Raw genomic sequence first — 18,069 nt, forward strand, 5'->3', positions numbered from 1 at the left:
TGTTTATCTGCTGGAGGCTTGCGTCATGACGCTGCGCACTAAAGTTGTTCTGTTGGCGTTAGCGCCGTTGCTGCTGATCTCCATCGCATTTGCGCTGGCGATGGTGAATCTGGCGGATGAGCTGGCGCAGCGTGAACTGGAGACCTTTGAGAACAATCTGTTGCGCTCCAAGGAAACGGCGCTGAAAAGCTATGTCAGCATCATGCGCATCACCTCCGGCTACCTCATTGAGAAGGCGGAGTCCGACGAAGAGGCGAAGCGCAGCATTCAGGAACTGATGCAGCGCATGCATTTCAGTGAGGACGGCTACTTCTTCGCCTACACCCCCAGCGGCGTGAATCTGGTGCACGCCACCCAGCCCGGACTGGTGGGCATGGACCTGCTGAATATTAAGGACAACAATAGTAACTACGTTATCCGCAATCTGCTGGCGCGCGCTACGGAAGGCGGCGGCTTTCACAACTATCTCTGGCAGAAACCGACCTCCCGGGTGACCGTGGACAAGATCAGCTATGTGGAGTCCCTGCCGCCTTGGAACTGGATGTTCGGCACTGGTCTCTATCTTGATGATATTCAACAGGAAATGGAGCTGATCAAAGACGGCGTGGACGAGAACGTGGCGGATGCGCTGCTGACCTTCGTCATTATCGCCTTGCTGGCGGTGATGGGTGTGCTGATCGCTTCAATCTGGTTCAACGTGCATGAACACCGCCTGGCGGATCAAAGCCTTAAGGAACTCAGTCATAAAACAGTGCAATTGCAGGAGGAAGAGCGGCGAAGGGTGTCGCGGGAACTGCACGATGGCATCAATCAATTGCTGGTGTCGGTGAAATATCGTATCGAGACGGTGCTGGGCCTGCTGCAGGAAAGCCAGCAAACCTTGCGCGAACCTCTGTTGAAAGGACGGGAAACTCTGAAGCAGGCGATTCAGGAGGCGCGGCGTATCAGTCACGACTTACGCCCCAGCATTTTAGACGATTTGGGTCTGGTGGCGGCGTTGGAGCATCTCGGAGAAGATTTTGAAGAGCGCTCCGGCATTGACGTATCCGTGTATCTGCAGGTATCGGAAACCAAGTCGGATGAAGATATCGCCACGACCCTCTACCGCATCGCCCAGGAAGCGTTATATAACGTGGAAAAACATGCCGGCGCCAGGCAGGTGACGTTGCGCCTGGAGCAGGATGCGGAAGGACTGTTTCTTGAAGTGAAGGACGACGGCGCAGGATTTTCGTTGCGGCGTCTCGGTCACGGCAGAGGCATCGGGATTCGCAATATGCGCGAGCGAGTGGAGTTTCTTGGCGGAAATTTCAGTGTACATTCGGAAGAAGGCAAAGGGACCTGCATTCAGGTGACCTTCATGGGATAAAGAGACAAGAATGATAAGACTGGTATTGGTTGACGATCATATTCTGGTGCTGGAAGGCATCCGCGCCCGGCTGGAGCAGGAGCCTGACATTGATGTAGTGGCTCAGGCCACGGACGGTCAGCAGGCGATTGAAGCGGTGGCGACCCATCAACCGGATGTCGTGATGATGGACGTGAGCATGCCGCGCATGAACGGCATCGACGCCACGGAGTACATGGCGCAGCACTTTCCCGATACCCGCGTGCTGATTCTCAGCATGCACAACAATAAAGAGTATGTGTCGCAGATTCTGCACAAAGGCGCCAAGGGCTATATTCTTAAAGATGTGTCTGTGGATGAAATGATTCGCGCCATTCGCACAGTGTATGAAGGCGGCACCTATATCAGCAGCGGCGCCTCCGCAGCCCTGTTTTCCCAGCCGCAGTTGCGCGGCGAGACGTCCGCCAGTCTGACTCACCGGGAGGCGTCAGTATTGAAGAAAGTGGCGGAAGGCAAGAGTAACAAGGCGATTGCGGAAGAGCTTGCCATCAGCGTGCGTACAGTGGAAACTCACAGGCAGAATATCAAGGCGAAACTGGGACTTAGCTCCACGGCGGAATTAACCAAGTACGCCATTAAGCATGGGTTAATGTAAGTCGGTTTATCGTTTCGCCTGTCAGCGCAAGTTTAGAGGATCGGCCGATGCGTATATCCGGATTCATATTAATCACCATTTTGATGGCGTTCGCCTCCGGGTGTAGCTCTGTGCGGGTGAATCGTCCGCCGACGGCGATACCCTCTCCAGAACAAATATCCAGCCCTGTCGCCGCTGCTTTGTATGACCAGTATGACGAGTGGCGCGGCGTAGACTACCGCTATGGAGGCCTTGATAAGTCCGGCGTGGACTGTTCAGGTCTGGTGTACCTCACTTTTCAGGAGCGCTTCGACGCCAGGCTGCCCAGAACCACGAAAGGGTTGGCGCAAAAAGGGCGTCAGGTGAGCCGAAAAGAGTTGCAGCCCGGCGACTTAGTGTTCTTCAAACCCGGCGGCTGGAAAGGGCTACATGTCGGCATTTACGTGGAAAATAACCGTTTCCTGCATGCATCCACCAGTAACGGCGTGGAATTGGCCTATCTGCATAACGGCTACTGGGCCGACCATTTTTGGCAGGCGCGGCGGGTTAAATAGTAGGTCCGCCGTCGTTGGCGCAGAAAAGCTTTAGGCTAGGCGCAACATTCATCAACTTCTGAATAAAGAGCTGCTCACGGTTTCATTGGGTTTAAATACATCTTGAGAAATATCCTATTTGTTTGCAGTCGTAACCAGTGGCGCAGCCCTACTGCAGAGCAGGTTTGGCGCAGGCATCCAGAGTTGCGTGTTCGCTCGGCGGGGACCAGCCCTAAAGCCCGCAAAAAACTCGGTCCGGCGGATATTCTCTGGGCCGACATTATTTTTGTTATGGAAGATAAGCATAAGCATCGTTTAATGTCGGAATTTGGCCACTTGCTGGAGCACAAGCAGGTGCATGTTCTCGATATTCCGGATGAGTATCAGTACATGGACCCAGAGTTGGTGGAGATACTACAGATATCTGTCGCATCCATTCTTGAATTAACCAATTTTTAATCAACTAACGCCAGCCTGAACAGGTTTATTTCCTTTATGATGGTTCAATTCAATATTGAACCCTTGTGTGGGACTGACCATGAAAATGACGAATCTTCTTGAAAGGAAGTTGATCGGCGTCGATCCATTTTGGGTCGTCAGAATCGACTATTCTCCTTTGACCGCAAAATTGTGTCTGGATCTCACACCGGAGCCGGAATCCGGCATCGTTACCAGAAGAGCAATTTTTTCCGGGGTCACTACCTGCAAAGCGGATTATTTTGACGCCGTCGGCGACGCTGACTATATGCCCACCGTTATTGGCGTGCTGAGCGCGCAGAAAGGCGCGCAACAAAAGATTATCGTTACGACGGATGCGTTCGAACTGACCTTTGACTGCGCCGGAGAGCCCGAAATCGACCTCTAATTTCACAAAATTTTTCCCGCCATGCACATTTGAGACTGTTTGTCAGCCCTTATAATTTTCGGTTATCTCTTTATAATGTTCGGCCCTCTCGAAGTTAGGTCTTCGAGCAGGAAAAAGAAGAGTGTGCGGCAACGAATTTGAGGTTTTTGGTGATAGTTTTTACTGCTACCGATCAAGTTACGGGGAAAGTTTTTGCGGGCAGCACCCGCAGGTCATTGGAGGATCATTGGGGGCATTTGTTGGTCCAGGAATCCGAAGGCGCAATGGGTGAGTTCTTTGAAACTCTGCGGTCCAGCGGCGCGGACTCTTTCAAAATGGAAGAGTGGGGTTATTCTGATAACCCTAAAGAACTTCGGGAAATGTTGGCTGAAGCGATGGAAGCGCTGGGCGCCAAAGCAATCAAAGTCACACTGACTCGACCAGAGAACAAATCCAAACCATCAATGGATCTGATGAAAGAGTTGGAAGCATTGAAACAGGAAATGTCGGACGGCTCTGACGATCCCGACTATACGCCGAAGAAAAAAGAGGCTGTGGTTAAGCCGGAAGCTCCAAAGCCCGCCCCTAAAGCGGAACCGAGACCACTGCGTCACACTGCTTCCACCCGTGAGGCGGAAGAGATGCGCGCATTGATTGCCGGTATCGAGGCCCGCCGTCGCGGTGGGACCAAAGCGGGGCAGAAGGCGGCGAAGAAAGCCGGCGCTGCAGGTCTGGCGAAAGCAGCCAAATCTGCGACTGGCGCAACCGCTCCCGCTCCAGTGAACCGTCCCAAGCTGTCTGAAGGCCGTACTGGCTCAGCAGCGAAGGAAAAACGCATTCGCGAAGCGATTGCGGCTGAGAAAGCGGAAATGGAAGCGCAGAAGCGTAACCAGGCTTCAGAAGAAGCGAAAGAAATGCGCGAGATCATGGCGCGTTTGGATCAGCGCACCAAAGAAGGCGCGCGTATCCATCGTCGTCTGTAGTACAGCGTGTTCTAAGCAGGGCTCTGTGATCAACAGGCCCTGCGACCTCTCCCGAATATTCTCTCTTTCCTCATCTGTAGTAAGTATAGTAAGCAACACTGTTATCTATTCCAGACTTGTCCCTGTTCGTCTTCCTGATGATGTCGGCGCTATTTTGCCGAACGCGTTTCTAGTGCTATGATGCCGCCTCCCCGCTGTTAGGCGAGAGGAGCAACAATGACGGAAACATCAATGGAGGTGTGTCATGCGTACCAAATACGAAGAAATGCTGTGCTTTCGAGGTCACCAGTAAGCGCAGGAAAGGTTATCCATCTGAAGCTCAGGTGAAGCGCGGCTACAGAGTCGTTCATGGAGACAAAGATCTGCATGAGAAGCTGGGGAGAAATGACCCCTGTCCCTGTGGCTCACGGAGGTTGTTTCAAACAATGTTGTCTTAAGTCAGGTTGCTTTCGACGGCGTTAACCGAGACGACTATTTCCGCTAAGCAGGCGCTTGTGGCCCCTGTGTCGACAAGCGCGCAAAATCAGACTTACCTCAGCCATCGCCGCCGCCCATACAGGCGGGGCGATGGCCTCCAGATACTTCCCTATCTATACCCCTTTCTACTTCATTGACCCCCTGTGCGTGACAGGGGTACATTGCTGGGAGCGATATTTGATCTACAGCGTTATGGCGGTGGCGTATGAGTCTGGATACTTATTTGATGTTTGTGGTGGCCTCTCTGGTCGTGGTGATGATCCCCGGACCTTCCGTCATGCTGGTGGTCAGCCAGGCGCTGTCGTCAGGCAAAAGCTCTGTCGCGCCATTGGCGGCGGGCGTGGGATTGGGAGATCTGGTCGCCATGACTTTGTCCTTTCTCGGCCTTGGCGCTATTCTGGCGGCTTCCGCCTTTACGTTCACGATATTGAAGTGGGTCGGCGCGTTATATCTGGCCTATCTGGGCGTGAAAATGTTTCGCTCTTCCACGTCGCTGAGCGCTGACGATGGGCAGACGACTGGCGTCAGCGGGCGCAGTCAGTTCCTCAGCGCGTTTATCACCACGGCGCTTAATCCCAAGAGCATCATCTTCTTTATCGCCTTCGTGCCGCAATTTGTCTCCACTGAGGCGGCGCTGGCTCCACAATTTGTCATACTCGGCGCTACTTTTCTGGTGTTAGGCGTTCTCAACGCCGCCATGTATGCGGTGTTCGCCGGCAAACTGCGCTCCATATTACGTGATCCCAAAGCGCTAAAGCGTTTCAACCGCGTTGGCGGCTCCCTGCTTGTTGGCGCAGGCGTGCTAACCGCTGCGGCGAGGCATGGCTAGGCGGTTTGCGAGGTGACTCCAGATATCACTCCGACTCCTCGGAAGAGCTGGCGCCGGGAACGGGCGTGGCGATCATTTCTTTGGGCGCCGAGCGGCGTATTTCCTACCGTAGTAAAGCGGATAAGGCGCATGTTGTAACTTATATGCTCGAACATGGTGCGCTGCTGTACATGGATAAAGGCGTACAGGACCGCTGGATGCATGCGATTCCCAAAATGCCGGGCGTGGGGGAGCGCATCAGTCTTACATTCCGACTCATTCTCAAATAAGGAACCTTGGCATGCAGTCAATTGGAGCCGCCTCCTCTCTGTGGCGTTATCCGGTTAAATCACTTTTGGGAGAAACGCTCGACGCTCTGGCGTTTGATGGACGCGGTGTGGTGGGCGACCGGATATTCGCTGTCCGCAACAGAGCGGGTAAATTTGGCAGCGGTAAGAACACAAGACGCTTCGCCAGGATAGAAGGGCTTTTGAGGATGAGCGCGAGCTCTGATGCCGACTCGGTATCGTTGCAATTGCCTGATGGGCGGGTCATGTCGAACGACCATCCCGACCTGAATCAAGCTCTTTCCTCCCTGTTGGAGCAGGAGGTAACGCTGGTGCGAGAAGAGGCTGTATCGCACCTTGATGCGGGGCCTGTACACCTGATTTCAACTTCAGCGCTGCACTGGTTGCGAGGGCTGCTGCCTGAGTCGCGTATCGATGAACGCCGCTTTCGGCCTAATATCCTGCTGTCGACCACTGGCGTTGGCGTGGTTGAGCATGACTGGCTGGGTAAGACCCTTTCCTTTTCCGGCGGGCTGCGTCTGCAAATTAGCGGACTGACTGAACGGTGCGTGATGACGGGGATGCGGCAGTTTGAATTACCCGATGATCTTATGATCCCCCGGACGATTGGCGAACATATGCAGTTTAATTTCGGCGTCTATGCGCAGGTGATAGAGCCCGGTGTATTGCGGCAAGGCGAACACGCTTTTTTAGAATGATTGCTCTGTGGCGCCATGGCTGAAAGTCATCGCACAAGATAAATAAGCTACGTCTAAACTTTACTTGTAATCCATACTTTTCACGTAATCCGTTAATACTGGAAGGCGCGACGCAGGAGGCTTCGTCCTATCCTCAACGCAAGAGGTAAGCGTCATGGCGTGGTTGGTGGCGGGAGCGGTCATTGCATTCATACTCTATCGCGTGCTGCATAGTCGGGTGCGACGACAAGCGCTGAAGGCATTTCAATTTCCCGGTAGCATAAAGAGCAAGGTCCAGAACAAATATCAGCATCTGAATGACTCGCAGTTAGAGATGGTCATGACAGGGCTGAAGGAGTATTTTGCGCTCTGCCAGCTTGGCGGTCGGCGCATGGTGGCCATGCCCTCGCAGGCAGTGGACGTGGCTTGGCACGAGTTCATATTATTCACCCGCGCGTACGAGCAGTTCTGTCAGAAGTGCTTCGGTCGGTTCTTACATCATACGCCAGCGGAAGCCATGCAAAGCCCCACCCAGGCCCAGAATGGCATTAAGACCGCATGGCGGCTGGCCTGTCATAAGGAAGGCATAGATCGTCGCAACCCAAGTCGCTTGCCGATGATTTTCTCGATGGATCACGATTTGCAGATTCCTGATGGTTTTGTTTATAGCCTTAACTGCAAAGGTCCAGGCGGCGTGGGCTATTGCGCCAGTCATATTGGATGCGGCTCCGGCTGCGCCGGTGGCGGAGATAGCGATGGCGGCGACGGAGGATGCGGAGGCGGAGATTGAGCCCAAATCGCAGGCAAAAAAAGAGCAGGGTGGAATGGGGACTCCGGAACCCTGCTAAATCACTCAGATTGCGAGTGCGAGAGTGTGATCGAAAATGAGGAGGCCGGGTTAGACGCGGCCTCCCGCAAAAGTGGATAAAAAGCGTTTGGGACCCTTCATCCTTACTGAATAGAACCTCCTACGCGTACGATCTTCATCGTATTGGTGCCGCCCTGTGCGTTGACGTAGTCGCCCTTGGTAAGGATTACCAGGTCGCCATCGGTCACTACATTGCGTTTCACCAGCTCATTCACCACCAATTGGTTGATCTCTTCGTTAGGATGCTGATCCGAATCGAAGGGGATCGTTTGCACACCGCGGTACAGAACGACTTTGTGCTGAGTTTCATGGTGGCGCGAGAACGCGTAAATCGGCAGAGGCGATTTGATGCGCGACATCAACAACGGCGTAGCGCCGGTTTCAGTCATACAAATGATCGCCTTCACGCCTTGGAGATGGTTGGCCGCATACATCGCCGACAGAGCGATGGATTCGTCGATGCGGGCCATCCCCTCGTGAATACGGTGTTTGGATTGATGCGTGGACGGATGTTTCTCTGCGCCAACGCAAATCCGCGCCATGGCTTCCACCGCCTGCGCCGGATACTGGCCCACGGCTGATTCGGCGGACAACATGACTGCGTCGGTGTAATCCAGCACCGCGTTGGCGATGTCGGACACTTCCGCGCGAGTCGGCATGGGGCTGCTGATCATTGACTCCATCATTTGAGTCGCAGTGATCACCACCCGGTTCAGGGTTCTGGCCCGGGCGATAATGTGTTTCTGTACGCCGACCAGTTCTGCGTCGCCGATTTCCACCGCCAGGTCGCCACGAGCCACCATGACTGCGTCGGAGGCCAGAATAACGGCGTCCAGTTGTTCGGGATTATGAACCAGGTCTGCGCGTTCGATTTTCGCCATCAGGCTGGCGTTGGAACCTTCCGCCTTCAGCAGCGCGCGCGCTTCATGCATGTCTTCCGGAGTGCGTGCGAATGAGACGGCGACATAGTCCGCACCCAGTTTGGCGGCGGTCTTGATGTCTGCTTTGTCTTTATCCGTCAGCGCTTTGGCGGAAAGTCCGCCGCCTTTCTTGTTCAGGCCTTTGTTGTTGGAAAGTTTGCCGCCAATAATCACGCGGCAGATAATTTCCAGACCAACAACCTCTTCGACCAGCAGCTCCAGACGGCCATCGTCAAGCAGGAGTGTGTCTCCGGCGGAGACGTCGTTCACCAACTGCTCATAGTCGATGCCGACGCGATCAATGTCGCCGGCTTCTTTGTCCAGGCGCGCGTCCAATACGAAACGCTGGCCTGGCGTCAGAGTGACTTTGCCGTCGACAAACCGCGCGATGCGCAGCTTGGGGCCTTGCAGGTCGGCAAGAATGGCGACAAAACGATTTTGCTTGCGCGCGAGTTCGCGCACCAGTTCCGCACGGGCGATGTGCTCAGCGGCCTCGCCGTGGGAAAAGTTGAGCCGGACAACATCGACTCCCGCCTTGATAATGGATTCCAGCGCCTCAGACGAACTGGTGGCTGGACCCAGTGTGGCGATTATTTTGGTGCGACGTAACATATCTCTACCTCTCGTATGAACCGGATTATCTGGCGACCTTCATCAGAGCCAGCGTGTTGTCCAGCATACGGTTGGAGAAGCCCCACTCGTTGTCGTACCAAGCCATGACTTTTACATGGCGGCTTTTAACTTTGGTTTGGCCCGCGTCAAAGATGCTGGAGAACGCCGAATGGTTGAAGTCGGCCGATACCAGTTTCTCTTCGTTATAGTCGAGAATTGCTGATTTCGCAGCAGCTTCCCGCATGATTTGGTTGATTTCTTCTTTGCTGGTGTCTTTGCCCGCGATGAAAGAAAAGTCCACCAGAGAAACATTGATGGTTGGAACCCTCACCGCCATGCCGTCCAGTTTGCCTTCCAGTTCCGGCAACACCAGGCCGATCGCCGCAGCGGCGCCAGTCTTGGTGGGGATCATGGATTGGGTGGCGGAACGTGCGCGATACAGGTCCGAGTGGTATACGTCAGTGAGTTTTTGATCGTTAGTATAAGAATGAATCGTGGTCATCAAACCGCTTTCAATACCTACCGCAGCCTGCAGAGCCTGAGCGACCGGCGCCAGACAGTTGGTGGTGCATGAAGCGTTGGAAATAACCTGATGGTCCGCGCTAAGAACATTCTCGTTAACGCCGAAGACCACTGTGGCGTCTACTTCAGTCGCGGGAGCGGAAATAATCACTTTCTTGGCGCCGGCTTCAATGTGAGCCATGGCCTTGGGCTTGCTGGTGAAGAAGCCGGTGCACTCGTAAACCACGTCTACGTTCAGGGCTTTCCAGGGCAGCAGCTTGGGGTCTCTTTGTGCGCTGATGGAGATACGGTCGCCATTGACGGTCATGGACTCTTCGTCATGGCTGACTTCACCGGAGAACCGCCCATGAACTGTGTCATACTTGAACAGGTGAGCGTTGATGGCGGAGTCGCCCAAATCATTGATAGCGACTACCTGAATGTCTTTGCGATAGTTGTTTTCATAAAGGGCGCGGAGAACGTTGCGTCCAATGCGACCAAAACCATTAATAGCAACTCGAATCGTCATGCCAATCCTCCAGGTGGGGAATTTTTTGTTTTCACATGTAGTAAATATAACAAAATAATTTCTGGAATGGTACGGTCATGTCGTGATTTTGATCAATTAATCTTGTAATATTACCAAATAATTGGTTTTTTCCTCGTCGGACTTGGCGTTACCCGCGTATCAGCGCAGCCGCCCGGCGTTCAATTGGGACAAACAGACGAACATATAAAAGAGCGATCAGCTATGCACCCGACTGTAGACAGAGTTACCCGACGCATTATCGAGCGCAGCAAAGCCACCCGAGCAGCCTATTTGCAGCGCATGGAGAACCTGAAAAACAACAAGCCGCAGCGTAAAACGCTGGCTTGCGGCAATTTGGCGCATGGTTTCGCGGCCTGTACGCAGTCGGATAAAGATGTGCTGCGTTTGATGAATCAGGCTAACGTCGCAATTGTCTCCGCCTACAACGACATGCTCTCCGCCCATCAGCCCTACGAAACCTATCCCGAAGTGATTCGCAATGCAGTGCGGGATATGGGCTCCGTGGCGCAGTTCGCCGGCGGCGTGCCCGCCATGTGCGACGGCGTGACGCAGGGGCAGCCGGGCATGGAGTTGAGTCTGTTCTCTCGCGACACTATCGCCATGAGTACGGCGATTGCTCTCAGTCACAACATGTTCGACTCCGTCCTTTTATTAGGTATTTGCGACAAGATCGTGCCTGGTCTACTGATCGGCGCGCTGAGCTTCGGTTACCTTCCTTCTATATTGATTCCCGCCGGTCCGATGCCATCAGGTCTGCCTAATAAAGAGAAGCAGCGCATTCGTCAGCTTTACGCCGAAGGCAAAGTGGGCAAAGACGAACTGCTGGAATCGGAAAGCCAGTCTTACCACAGTCCGGGCACCTGTACTTTCTACGGCACCGCCAACAGCAACCAGTTGCTGGTTGAGGTGATGGGCTTGCACCTGCCAGGCGCGGCGTTCACGCATCCCAATACCCCGCTGCGGGAAGCGTTGACCAAAGAAGCAGCGCAGCAGGCGGTGCGTTTGTCCGCGCCCAATGGCGGCACGCTGGGCATGGCGGATATGGTGGACGAGAAAACCATCGTCAATGCGTTGGTGGCCTTGCTGGCTACTGGCGGTTCCACCAACCACACTATGCACTGGGTGGCGATCGCTCGGGCGGCGGGTGTGATTATCAACTGGGACGATTTCTCAGAGCTTTCCGACGTGGTTCCTTCGCTGACCCGGATCTACCCGAACGGTCAGGCGGACGTGAATGCATTTCATGAGGCAGGCGGCACGCCTTTCCTTATTAAGGAACTGCTGGGTGCTGGTTTGCTGCATGACGATGTGGAAACGGTGGTGGGTAGAGGCTTGAGCCGCTATGCGCAAGGGCCTGTGTTGCAGAACAATGAACTGGTCTGGAAAGACGCGCCGACGGAAACCCTCAACCCCGCCGTACTGAGCTCGGCGGCGGAGCCGTTCTCTCCCAATGGCGGATTGAAAGTGCTGTCCGGCAACCTGGGTCGCGGCGTTATCAAAGTGTCCGCCGTTGCGGAAGAGCACTGGGTGGTGGAAGCGCCCGCGGTGGTGTTTGATGACCAAAACGACCTGGGCGACGCTTTCAGCAGCGGCAAACTGAATAAAGACTGCATTGTGGTCGTGCGTTTCCAGGGGCCGAAAGCCAATGGGATGCCGGAATTGCACAAGCTGACGCCCTATCTGGGCGTATTGCAGGACCGTGGCTTCAAAGTGGCGCTGGTGACGGACGGACGCATGTCTGGGGCATCCGGCAAGGTGCCGGCGGCCATTCACGTCTACCCGGAAGCCGCCAACGGCGGTCCGCTGGCGAAAGTGCGCGATGGCGATTTGATCCGCCTGGACGCGCGTAGCGGCGTACTGGAAATATTGACGTCTGCGGAAGAGTTTGACGCCCGCCCATTGGCGACGGCGAATCTGAGCGCGAATGAACTTGACTATGGCCGCGAGTTGTTCGGTATGATGCGCCGTCAAGCCAGCCATGCGGAAGCTGGCGCGTCTAGTTTCTGGAGTAGCGTCGATGAGTAAAGCGCAATACGCCCTGGTGGGCGATATTGGCGGCACCAATGCGCGTTTCGCGCTGGTGGCCCGGGATAGTTTCGAACTGGAGCACATCCAGGTGCTTCCTTGTAATGATTACGCCAATTTGGATGAAGCGGTGCGGGATTACCTGGCCGGCCATCCCGAAGCGGAGGTTCATGAAGCCTGTATGGCGTTCGCCTGCCCGGTGCATGGCGACACCATCAAAATGACCAATAATCACTGGACTTTCAACAAGGCCGACATGCAGGCCCGTCTGGGCTTTGACACGTTCAAATACGTCAATGATTTCACCGCCATGGCCCTGGGCACTCTGCACGTGACGGATGCGCATTTGCAGCAGGTGGGCGGCGGCGAAGGCAAACCTGGCGCGGCCAGATTAGTGATTGGCCCTGGTACGGGATTGGGCGTATCCGGTTTGGTGCGCACCATGACCGATTGGGCGCCGTTGTCCACCGAAGGCGGCCATGTCGATTTCGCGCCGACGGATGAAGTGGAAATCAGCGTGTTGCGAATCCTGAAAGAGCGTTTCGGGCGGGTTTCCGTCGAGCGGATTCTGTGCGGTGAGGGCTTGTTGAACCTGTACCGCAGCCTGTGCGAGATCGACGGCGTGGAGCCTGCGCACACGCAGCCTTCGCAAGTAACGGAAGCCGCTCTGGCGAACAGCGACTTGATCGCTCATAAGACCTTAAAACTGTTCTGCGCCATTTTCGGACGCGTGGCGGGCAATGCGGCGCTGACATTGGGCGCGCTTGGCGGCGTTTACGTGTGCGGCGGCATTATTCCCCGCTTTATTGAGTTTTTCCGCGACAGCGATTTTCGCCAGTGTTTTGAAGACAAAGGGCGGATGGGCGATTATCTGGGCGGCATTCCGGTCTACGTCGTGACGGAGACCTACACGGGCTTGCTCGGCGCTGCGGAAGCATTGAAAAACCAAGAGGTGCATTAGTAGTGACGGATCAAATTCGGGCTGAGCTGCAAGAAGCCCCTTTGGCGCTGGGAATGATGCGCCTGCTGGATTACCCGGAACTCTGTCCTGCGCCAGCGTTGGCGGAGTGGATCGAGGCTCGCCTGGATCAGGGACTGAAGGTATTTGATCACGCTAATATTTATGGCGGCGGCGAGTGCGAGCGCCTGTTCGGTCTGGCGTTGCAGGCCGCTCCAGAGTTGAAAGAGCATGTGCGCCTGATTTCCAAGTGCGATATCGTCCCTCCCACTGAGGACGGTTCCTCTGATTTCGTGAAGCATTACAACACGGAAGCCGCTTATGTGATGGCTTGCGTGGATGACTCCTTGCGTCGTCTGCAAGTGGACAGCATCGATTGCTTTCTATTGCACCGGCCAGATCCGTTGATGCCGGTGGAAAATACGGCGCGGGCGCTGGAAGACCTGCTGATGGCCGGCAAGATCAAGTCCATCGGGGTGTCTAACTTTCTGCCCGAACACTGGCGTCTGCTGGCGGACCACCTGAATGCTCCTTTGCTGTGCAATCAGATAGAGCTTTCCCTGCTGGCGAACCAATCTTTGTTTGATGGAACCATGGACGCTCTGCGGCGGGACCAGATGCAGACGATGGCGTGGTCTCCATTAGGCGGTGGCGGATTCTCGCGGGTTCCTGCGTTGGGTGACGTCTTGGCCGCCATGTCGGCGCAAACTGGCGTGTCTGAGACCGGATTAGCCTTATCCTGGCTGAAACGCATCCCCGGACGGCCATTGCCGGTATTGGGCTCTTTGCGTGAATCCCGCATTAATGACGCTTTGGGCGGGGCTGGCCATGAGATGTCCCGGACTGATTGGTATGCGTTGCTGGAAGCGGCTCGCGGCCACTGCGTCGCCTGATCCAGCGCCTTGCGTCAGTCTGGCGTGAGGCTTACAGGCACCTTGATGCGGCCAGCGAGCCCGTCAAGGCGCCTAACAAGTTGACCGCCATGTCCTTATAACTCCAATACTTCCCTGCATAGTTTTCATCGTAATACTCTTTTCCCGCGCCGAATGTCATGGCCACTCCTACGCTTAACGCCGCGCTTCCACAGTCGCTGCGCGAGCTGCTGTCCAATTGATCGGTCGCCGCCGCGGCGAGAGCGGCGGAGGCGGTAAAGTGGGCGATTTTGTCTTTGCCCAGCCAGTCGCTGGGATCTTCGCGCAATGCGGCGCAGCCGCCTAAAGTTAAGCTCAGCGTTAGCGCGAACAGAGGTTTTATGCAGTGGCCCATTTCACCGCCATGGCGCAATGCAAGTCTGTGGTGTCGTAGAGGGGAATGACGCAGTTTTCCGGGCTGACCAACAGGCCGATTTCCGTGCAGCCCAGAATCACGCCTTCCGCGCCCTGGCTGGCTACGTCGTCAATGACGCGATAATAGAAGTCTCTGGACGAGGGCAGCAGCTCGCCCCGGCACAGTTCTTCATAAATGATCCGGTTGATTTCTTCCTGCTGCGCCGGTTCCGGTGTGATCACTTCAATACCGGTGGCGTCATGAATGCGTGTTTTGTAGAAATCTAACTGCATCGTGTAGCGGGTGCCCAGCAGCGCGACTTTCTTATGGCCGTTGCGCTGAAGCTCGGCAGCGGCGGCATCGGCTATGTGCAGCAGAGGAATAGTGAGGCGACTCTCCACTTCCTGCGCGACTTTATGCATGGTGTTGGTGGCGATCAACATGGCTTGCGCGCCAGCGCGCTCCAGACCAGCAGCAGCTTCCGCCAGCATGTTGGCGAGACTGTCCCAGTCCTGTTGCGCCTGCAGACGCTCAATGTCGGCGAAGTCAAAACTGTGCAGGAGAAGCTTGGCGGAGTGCAGGCCGCCCAGGGTGTCTTTAACTCCCTGATTGATGAGGCGGTAGTAGCTTTGGGTCGACTCCCAGCTCATTCCGCCCAGAATGCCCAGGGTTTTCATGGTCTGTTCCTTCTGGCGCAGGTTGATGATTTATAAACGGTTGAGTCACCACGCTAACGCCTGTGGCATTCTCTGGCAAGAGGATGCGCCCGCCAGCTTAAGCGTTTCGGCTTCAGGCGGGCCTATCAGGATCAGACTTCGCGGTATTCCACTTTGTTGTCGTAAACCACCATGCGCGATTTGCCCGCCAACCAGGCGCGATCATAGGGCGAGATGAAGTAGACGCCGGTGATGAACAGGTAAAACACGCCAAACATGTAGGAGTAGGCGAAGGTGGCGATGCCGACGAACAATACGGCTGCGCCCATCAGATACAGCTTGAGTTCGCTGAGATCGGTGACGGTCGCCATCTGCAGCTGCTGCAGGATGATGAACAACTTGGTGGAGATGTAGACGGTTCCTGTGAAGACCAGGAACAAAAGGATGTTCGACCAAGTCACGCCGCCAAAAAGGAAATGAGCAGCGGAGAAAAATAATGAAACCTGGACCAATCGGGTAGGGGTTTTATCGCTTAATTGCATAACTGCGCTCCTTAGGCTCTGTTGATACTGCAAATACGCCCGATAAGTAAAATGGGATCGGTGGGGGGTAATGGTCATTCTAGACCATAAACTCCCCCTGGGGGATTACGACTTGGTTATTAATCAGCGGCAATTTGTAAGGATTTTTAGCTGCTCCGACGGATGCGATGGGGTTCCGTCGGAGGCGAATGGGCAAGGAGGCGCTTAACGCCGGTTTTCTGCGGAGATAATAATGACGCGGTCGGCGCCCTGAGTGCGGGCGAATGCATAAGGCGCGTCGCTGAGCTTCTGATGCTGGCCCGCGCCAATGGCGGCATGCCGTTGGCGGAACTGGCCGATCTTACGCCAATGCGCCAGGATTGCGTCCACAGCGCCGGAGTCAATTTCCGCCCAGTTCATGTCGGAGCGGGTTCCCTGGCTGGGGTCAGAGCCGGTGGGGCCGAAGCGGCGCAGACTTTCATCGCCGTAGTAAATCTGCACGGCGCCTGGCGCCAACAGCAACGCGGCGGCGACACGCTTTTGCAGCTCCGGCGATTGCTTGGCCAGGGTGCTGAACAGCTGGGTGTCATGGGAGGAAATGTAGGTCATGACGTTGAATTCAGGGTCGCTGTTCAGCTTATCTGCGTAGTCGCGGTATACCGGCTCCAGATTGGACAGGCAGTCCGCTCCCTGGCGGGCGAACTTACGTTGAAAGTCGAAGTTGATCACCGCGTCGAAGCCGGCGTCGAAATAGGCGCTCTTGCTGACGTCATGAGGGAATACCTCGCCCACCATCCAGAAGGGGGCGTTAAATCCATCGGGAGCGTCGTGCTGATTGCGATATTCCGCCAAAGCGGCCGTCGCCCCCTGCTTTAACGCCAGCCAGGACGCTGGCTCCACATGTTTGACGGTGTCTACCCGAAATCCATCAAGGCCGTATTCGCGCACCCAGTGGGTGAGCCAGCTGACCAGATAGTCCCGCACTCTTGCGTTGGGAAGGTCGCGGGCGCCCGTGTTGGGTTTATTGCGTAAAAAGGCGGGCAGGGCGACGGTCTGGTCGGACTCGGTTTTAAAATCCGGCAGAAACGCCAGCGAGCCTTTGACGGGATCGACGCCAGCGTTGGGCGGACTGTCGTAGTTATAAATACCCGCCCGCACCCAGTCCCGCCCCCACCAGTCCGCCCATTTGTCGTGGTCGTAATTGATGTTGGCGTGATAGCCGTGGAAGTTTTCATTGCCGCTGGGTTTCCAGTCGCCCCAGCGTGGCGGCAGGTATTGTTCAAAACCATCGAACAGGCCGCCGAAGCCGAAATCCTGCATATCCTGCAGGGTGGCGTAGCCGGGGTGGTTCATTACAACGTCGAACAACACCCTAATGCCTCGCTTGTGGGCCTGTTCAATTAATGTCTTCAGCTCCGCCTCCGTGCCCATGTTGGCGTCCAGACGGGTGAAATCAAGGATGTAGTAGCCGTGATAGCCATAGTGGCGGAAATCGCCGCGATCGCCGCCGCCGACCCAGCCGTGAATCTGCTCGAAGGGCGGCGACACCCACAGCGCGCTGACGCCCAGGGATTGCAGGTAGTCGAGTTTGCCGATAAGGCCGGCGAAGTCGCCGCCATGGAAGGTTCCGATCTCCTCTGCGCCATCCGCCTGGCGTCCGTAACTATGATCGTTATCCGTACGTCCGTTGGCGAAGCGGTCAGTGAGAGCGAAATAGACGGTGGCGTTGTCCCAGGTAAAGGGTTGCGGGGTGGCTGTGTCCGCCTCAAGCAGCATCAAGCCCTCGCTGTCGGCGGCGGGCGACAAACTGATCTTGCCGTCTATGACTAGGGCGCGCCGACCGGAGTAGAAGTCCCGCACCCACTCTCCATCCTTGAAAACTGGCGCGACCTGAATGCTTTGCTCTTCTATGGCGGGCGCGCAAACCCCGGCGACTGTGGCGTTGGCGTTCGTCTTTGGTATGGCGGTCTGCTTGGACGCGGCGCGTTTGCTGACGCGGAAATGCGGCTCATCCCCCTGATTCAGCAAAATCTGGTAGACGCCGGCGGTTTCTATTTGCAGGATGTAGTCCCCATGCAGATCCGGCTCCAGATTCACCTTGCGATACAGCTTGATGGCGTCCGCCGGCGCGTCGGCGTCGCCAAAACGTAAATGGTACTGGCCAGGCTCGAACTCGCCGTAGGCCAGCTTCTGGTCAGCGCTGGGGGTTTCAAAACGCAGCGCCACCGAAGACGCTCCGTCTATATAGACCCAGCTCGCCTGAGGCCCGCCTGTCGGCTGATTGGCGCAAGCGGTGAGGAGCGTCGATAGATACAGGGCGGGTAGCAGAACACGGGGGCTGGCCATGTTGGAAACCTCTTGTTTTATTCTTGGATGGGCGGACCAGGCGACGTTCAGACGTCTTCAACAGACCCTAATGGAAGCAGAATAGACGGCGGGAGAGTAGGTGGAATTAGGGGGATGAGTCTACTCCCCCCCTATACGCCTATGGGATTAAAAATAGGGATGATGCGGATCTTACTCATATGGCGGAGTATCCCTAAACACATAATGCCCCCACATGGCTTGTGGACAACAACAATA

Annotated in this window: 20 protein-coding genes; 14 read left to right on the top strand and 6 right to left on the bottom strand. The window is 55.6% G+C overall.

The genetic code is table 11. From position 1 onward, the window contains the following. The first annotated feature begins 25 nt into the window (after positions 1-25). The 11 genes from ACQYWX_RS01765 (at position 26) to ACQYWX_RS01815 (ending at position 7,399) form a co-directional block, all read left to right on the top strand. Positions 26-1,366 carry a cache domain-containing protein gene (locus tag ACQYWX_RS01765; protein ID WP_431687685.1) on the top strand — a complete coding sequence of 447 codons (1,341 nt, stop codon included), beginning with the start codon at positions 26-28 and terminating at the stop codon, positions 1,364-1,366. Between the two features lie 10 nt (positions 1,367-1,376). Next, positions 1,377-2,000 carry a response regulator transcription factor gene (locus ACQYWX_RS01770; protein ID WP_216738950.1) on the top strand — a complete coding sequence of 208 codons (624 nt, stop codon included), beginning with the start codon at positions 1,377-1,379 and terminating at the stop codon, positions 1,998-2,000. 47 nt (positions 2,001-2,047) lie between these two features. After that, positions 2,048-2,533, top strand: coding sequence for a C40 family peptidase (locus tag ACQYWX_RS01775; protein WP_431687686.1), 486 nt, complete (start codon positions 2,048-2,050; stop codon positions 2,531-2,533). Positions 2,534-2,635: 102 nt separating this feature from the next. Further along, a complete protein-coding gene (locus ACQYWX_RS01780; RefSeq protein ID WP_431687687.1) occupies positions 2,636-2,971 on the top strand; it encodes a low molecular weight protein tyrosine phosphatase family protein in 336 nt (111 codons plus the stop codon). Between the two features lie 79 nt (positions 2,972-3,050). Next, positions 3,051-3,377, top strand: coding sequence for a hypothetical protein (locus tag ACQYWX_RS01785; RefSeq protein WP_216738953.1), 327 nt, complete (start codon positions 3,051-3,053; stop codon positions 3,375-3,377). 263 nt (positions 3,378-3,640) lie between these two features. Then, complete coding sequence (locus ACQYWX_RS01790; protein WP_253938580.1) at positions 3,641-4,339, top strand: hypothetical protein; 699 nt, start codon at positions 3,641-3,643, stop codon at positions 4,337-4,339. Positions 4,340-4,662: 323 nt separating this feature from the next. After that, a complete protein-coding gene (locus tag ACQYWX_RS01795; protein ID WP_216738955.1) occupies positions 4,663-4,776 on the top strand; it encodes an SEC-C metal-binding domain-containing protein in 114 nt (37 codons plus the stop codon). A gap of 245 nt (positions 4,777-5,021) precedes the next feature. Further along, positions 5,022-5,645 (top strand): LysE family translocator, encoded by a 624-nt coding sequence (locus ACQYWX_RS01800; RefSeq protein WP_216738956.1) that lies wholly within the window; start codon positions 5,022-5,024, stop codon positions 5,643-5,645. 5 nt (positions 5,646-5,650) lie between these two features. Continuing rightward, complete coding sequence (locus ACQYWX_RS01805; protein ID WP_431687688.1) at positions 5,651-5,914, top strand: alpha-ketoglutarate-dependent dioxygenase AlkB; 264 nt, start codon at positions 5,651-5,653, stop codon at positions 5,912-5,914. A gap of 11 nt (positions 5,915-5,925) precedes the next feature. Further along, complete coding sequence (locus ACQYWX_RS01810) at positions 5,926-6,630, top strand: MOSC domain-containing protein (RefSeq protein WP_431687689.1); 705 nt, start codon at positions 5,926-5,928, stop codon at positions 6,628-6,630. Positions 6,631-6,784: 154 nt separating this feature from the next. After that, positions 6,785-7,399, top strand: coding sequence for a glycine-rich domain-containing protein (locus tag ACQYWX_RS01815; protein ID WP_431687690.1), 615 nt, complete (start codon positions 6,785-6,787; stop codon positions 7,397-7,399). Between the two features lie 161 nt (positions 7,400-7,560). On the opposite strand, the gene pyk is transcribed toward ACQYWX_RS01815, so the two are convergent. Continuing rightward, complete coding sequence (gene pyk, locus ACQYWX_RS01820) at positions 7,561-9,009, bottom strand: pyruvate kinase (protein ID WP_431687691.1); 1,449 nt, start codon at positions 9,007-9,009, stop codon at positions 7,561-7,563. Between the two features lie 25 nt (positions 9,010-9,034). Continuing rightward, a complete protein-coding gene (gene gap, locus ACQYWX_RS01825; protein WP_431687692.1) occupies positions 9,035-10,039 on the bottom strand; it encodes a type I glyceraldehyde-3-phosphate dehydrogenase in 1,005 nt (334 codons plus the stop codon). Between the two features lie 222 nt (positions 10,040-10,261). On the opposite strand from gap, the gene edd reads away from it, so the two are divergent. From edd to ACQYWX_RS01840, 3 genes are read left to right on the top strand one after another with little or no spacing between them, the layout of a single operon-like run. Beyond that, a complete protein-coding gene (gene edd / locus ACQYWX_RS01830) occupies positions 10,262-12,085 on the top strand; it encodes a phosphogluconate dehydratase (RefSeq protein ID WP_431687693.1) in 1,824 nt (607 codons plus the stop codon). Then, positions 12,078-13,046: a glucokinase gene (locus tag ACQYWX_RS01835; protein ID WP_216738962.1), complete on the top strand. Its 969-nt coding sequence runs from the start codon at positions 12,078-12,080 to the stop codon at positions 13,044-13,046. The genes edd and ACQYWX_RS01835 overlap by 8 nt, the downstream gene beginning before the upstream one ends. A gap of 2 nt (positions 13,047-13,048) precedes the next feature. Then, positions 13,049-13,936 (top strand): aldo/keto reductase, encoded by an 888-nt coding sequence (locus ACQYWX_RS01840; RefSeq protein ID WP_431687694.1) that lies wholly within the window; start codon positions 13,049-13,051, stop codon positions 13,934-13,936. Between the two features lie 31 nt (positions 13,937-13,967). Here the strand turns inward: ACQYWX_RS01840 and ACQYWX_RS01845 are convergent, their stop codons facing one another. The 4 genes from ACQYWX_RS01845 to ACQYWX_RS01860 all read right to left on the bottom strand — a co-directional run bounded on the left by ACQYWX_RS01845 (position 13,968) and on the right by ACQYWX_RS01860 (position 17,832). Further along, positions 13,968-14,309, bottom strand: a complete 342-nt coding sequence (locus ACQYWX_RS01845; RefSeq protein WP_431687695.1) for a YfiM family lipoprotein — start codon at positions 14,307-14,309, stop codon at positions 13,968-13,970. After that, entirely contained in the window at positions 14,294-14,986 is a 693-nt protein-coding gene (locus ACQYWX_RS01850) for an aspartate/glutamate racemase family protein (protein ID WP_431687697.1), read from the bottom strand. Before ACQYWX_RS01850 ends, ACQYWX_RS01845 begins: the two co-directional genes overlap by 16 nt. Before the next feature lie 131 nt (positions 14,987-15,117). Beyond that, entirely contained in the window at positions 15,118-15,507 is a 390-nt protein-coding gene (locus tag ACQYWX_RS01855) for a hypothetical protein (protein ID WP_216738965.1), read from the bottom strand. A 204-nt stretch (positions 15,508-15,711) separates the two neighbouring features. Continuing rightward, complete coding sequence (locus ACQYWX_RS01860) at positions 15,712-17,832, bottom strand: alpha-amylase (RefSeq protein ID WP_431687699.1); 2,121 nt, start codon at positions 17,830-17,832, stop codon at positions 15,712-15,714. Between the last annotated feature and the right edge of the window lie 237 nt (positions 17,833-18,069).

The organism is Hahella sp. NBU794 (genome assembly GCF_050749805.1).
In the GTDB taxonomy this organism is placed as follows: Bacteria; Pseudomonadota; Gammaproteobacteria; order Pseudomonadales; family Oleiphilaceae; genus Hahella.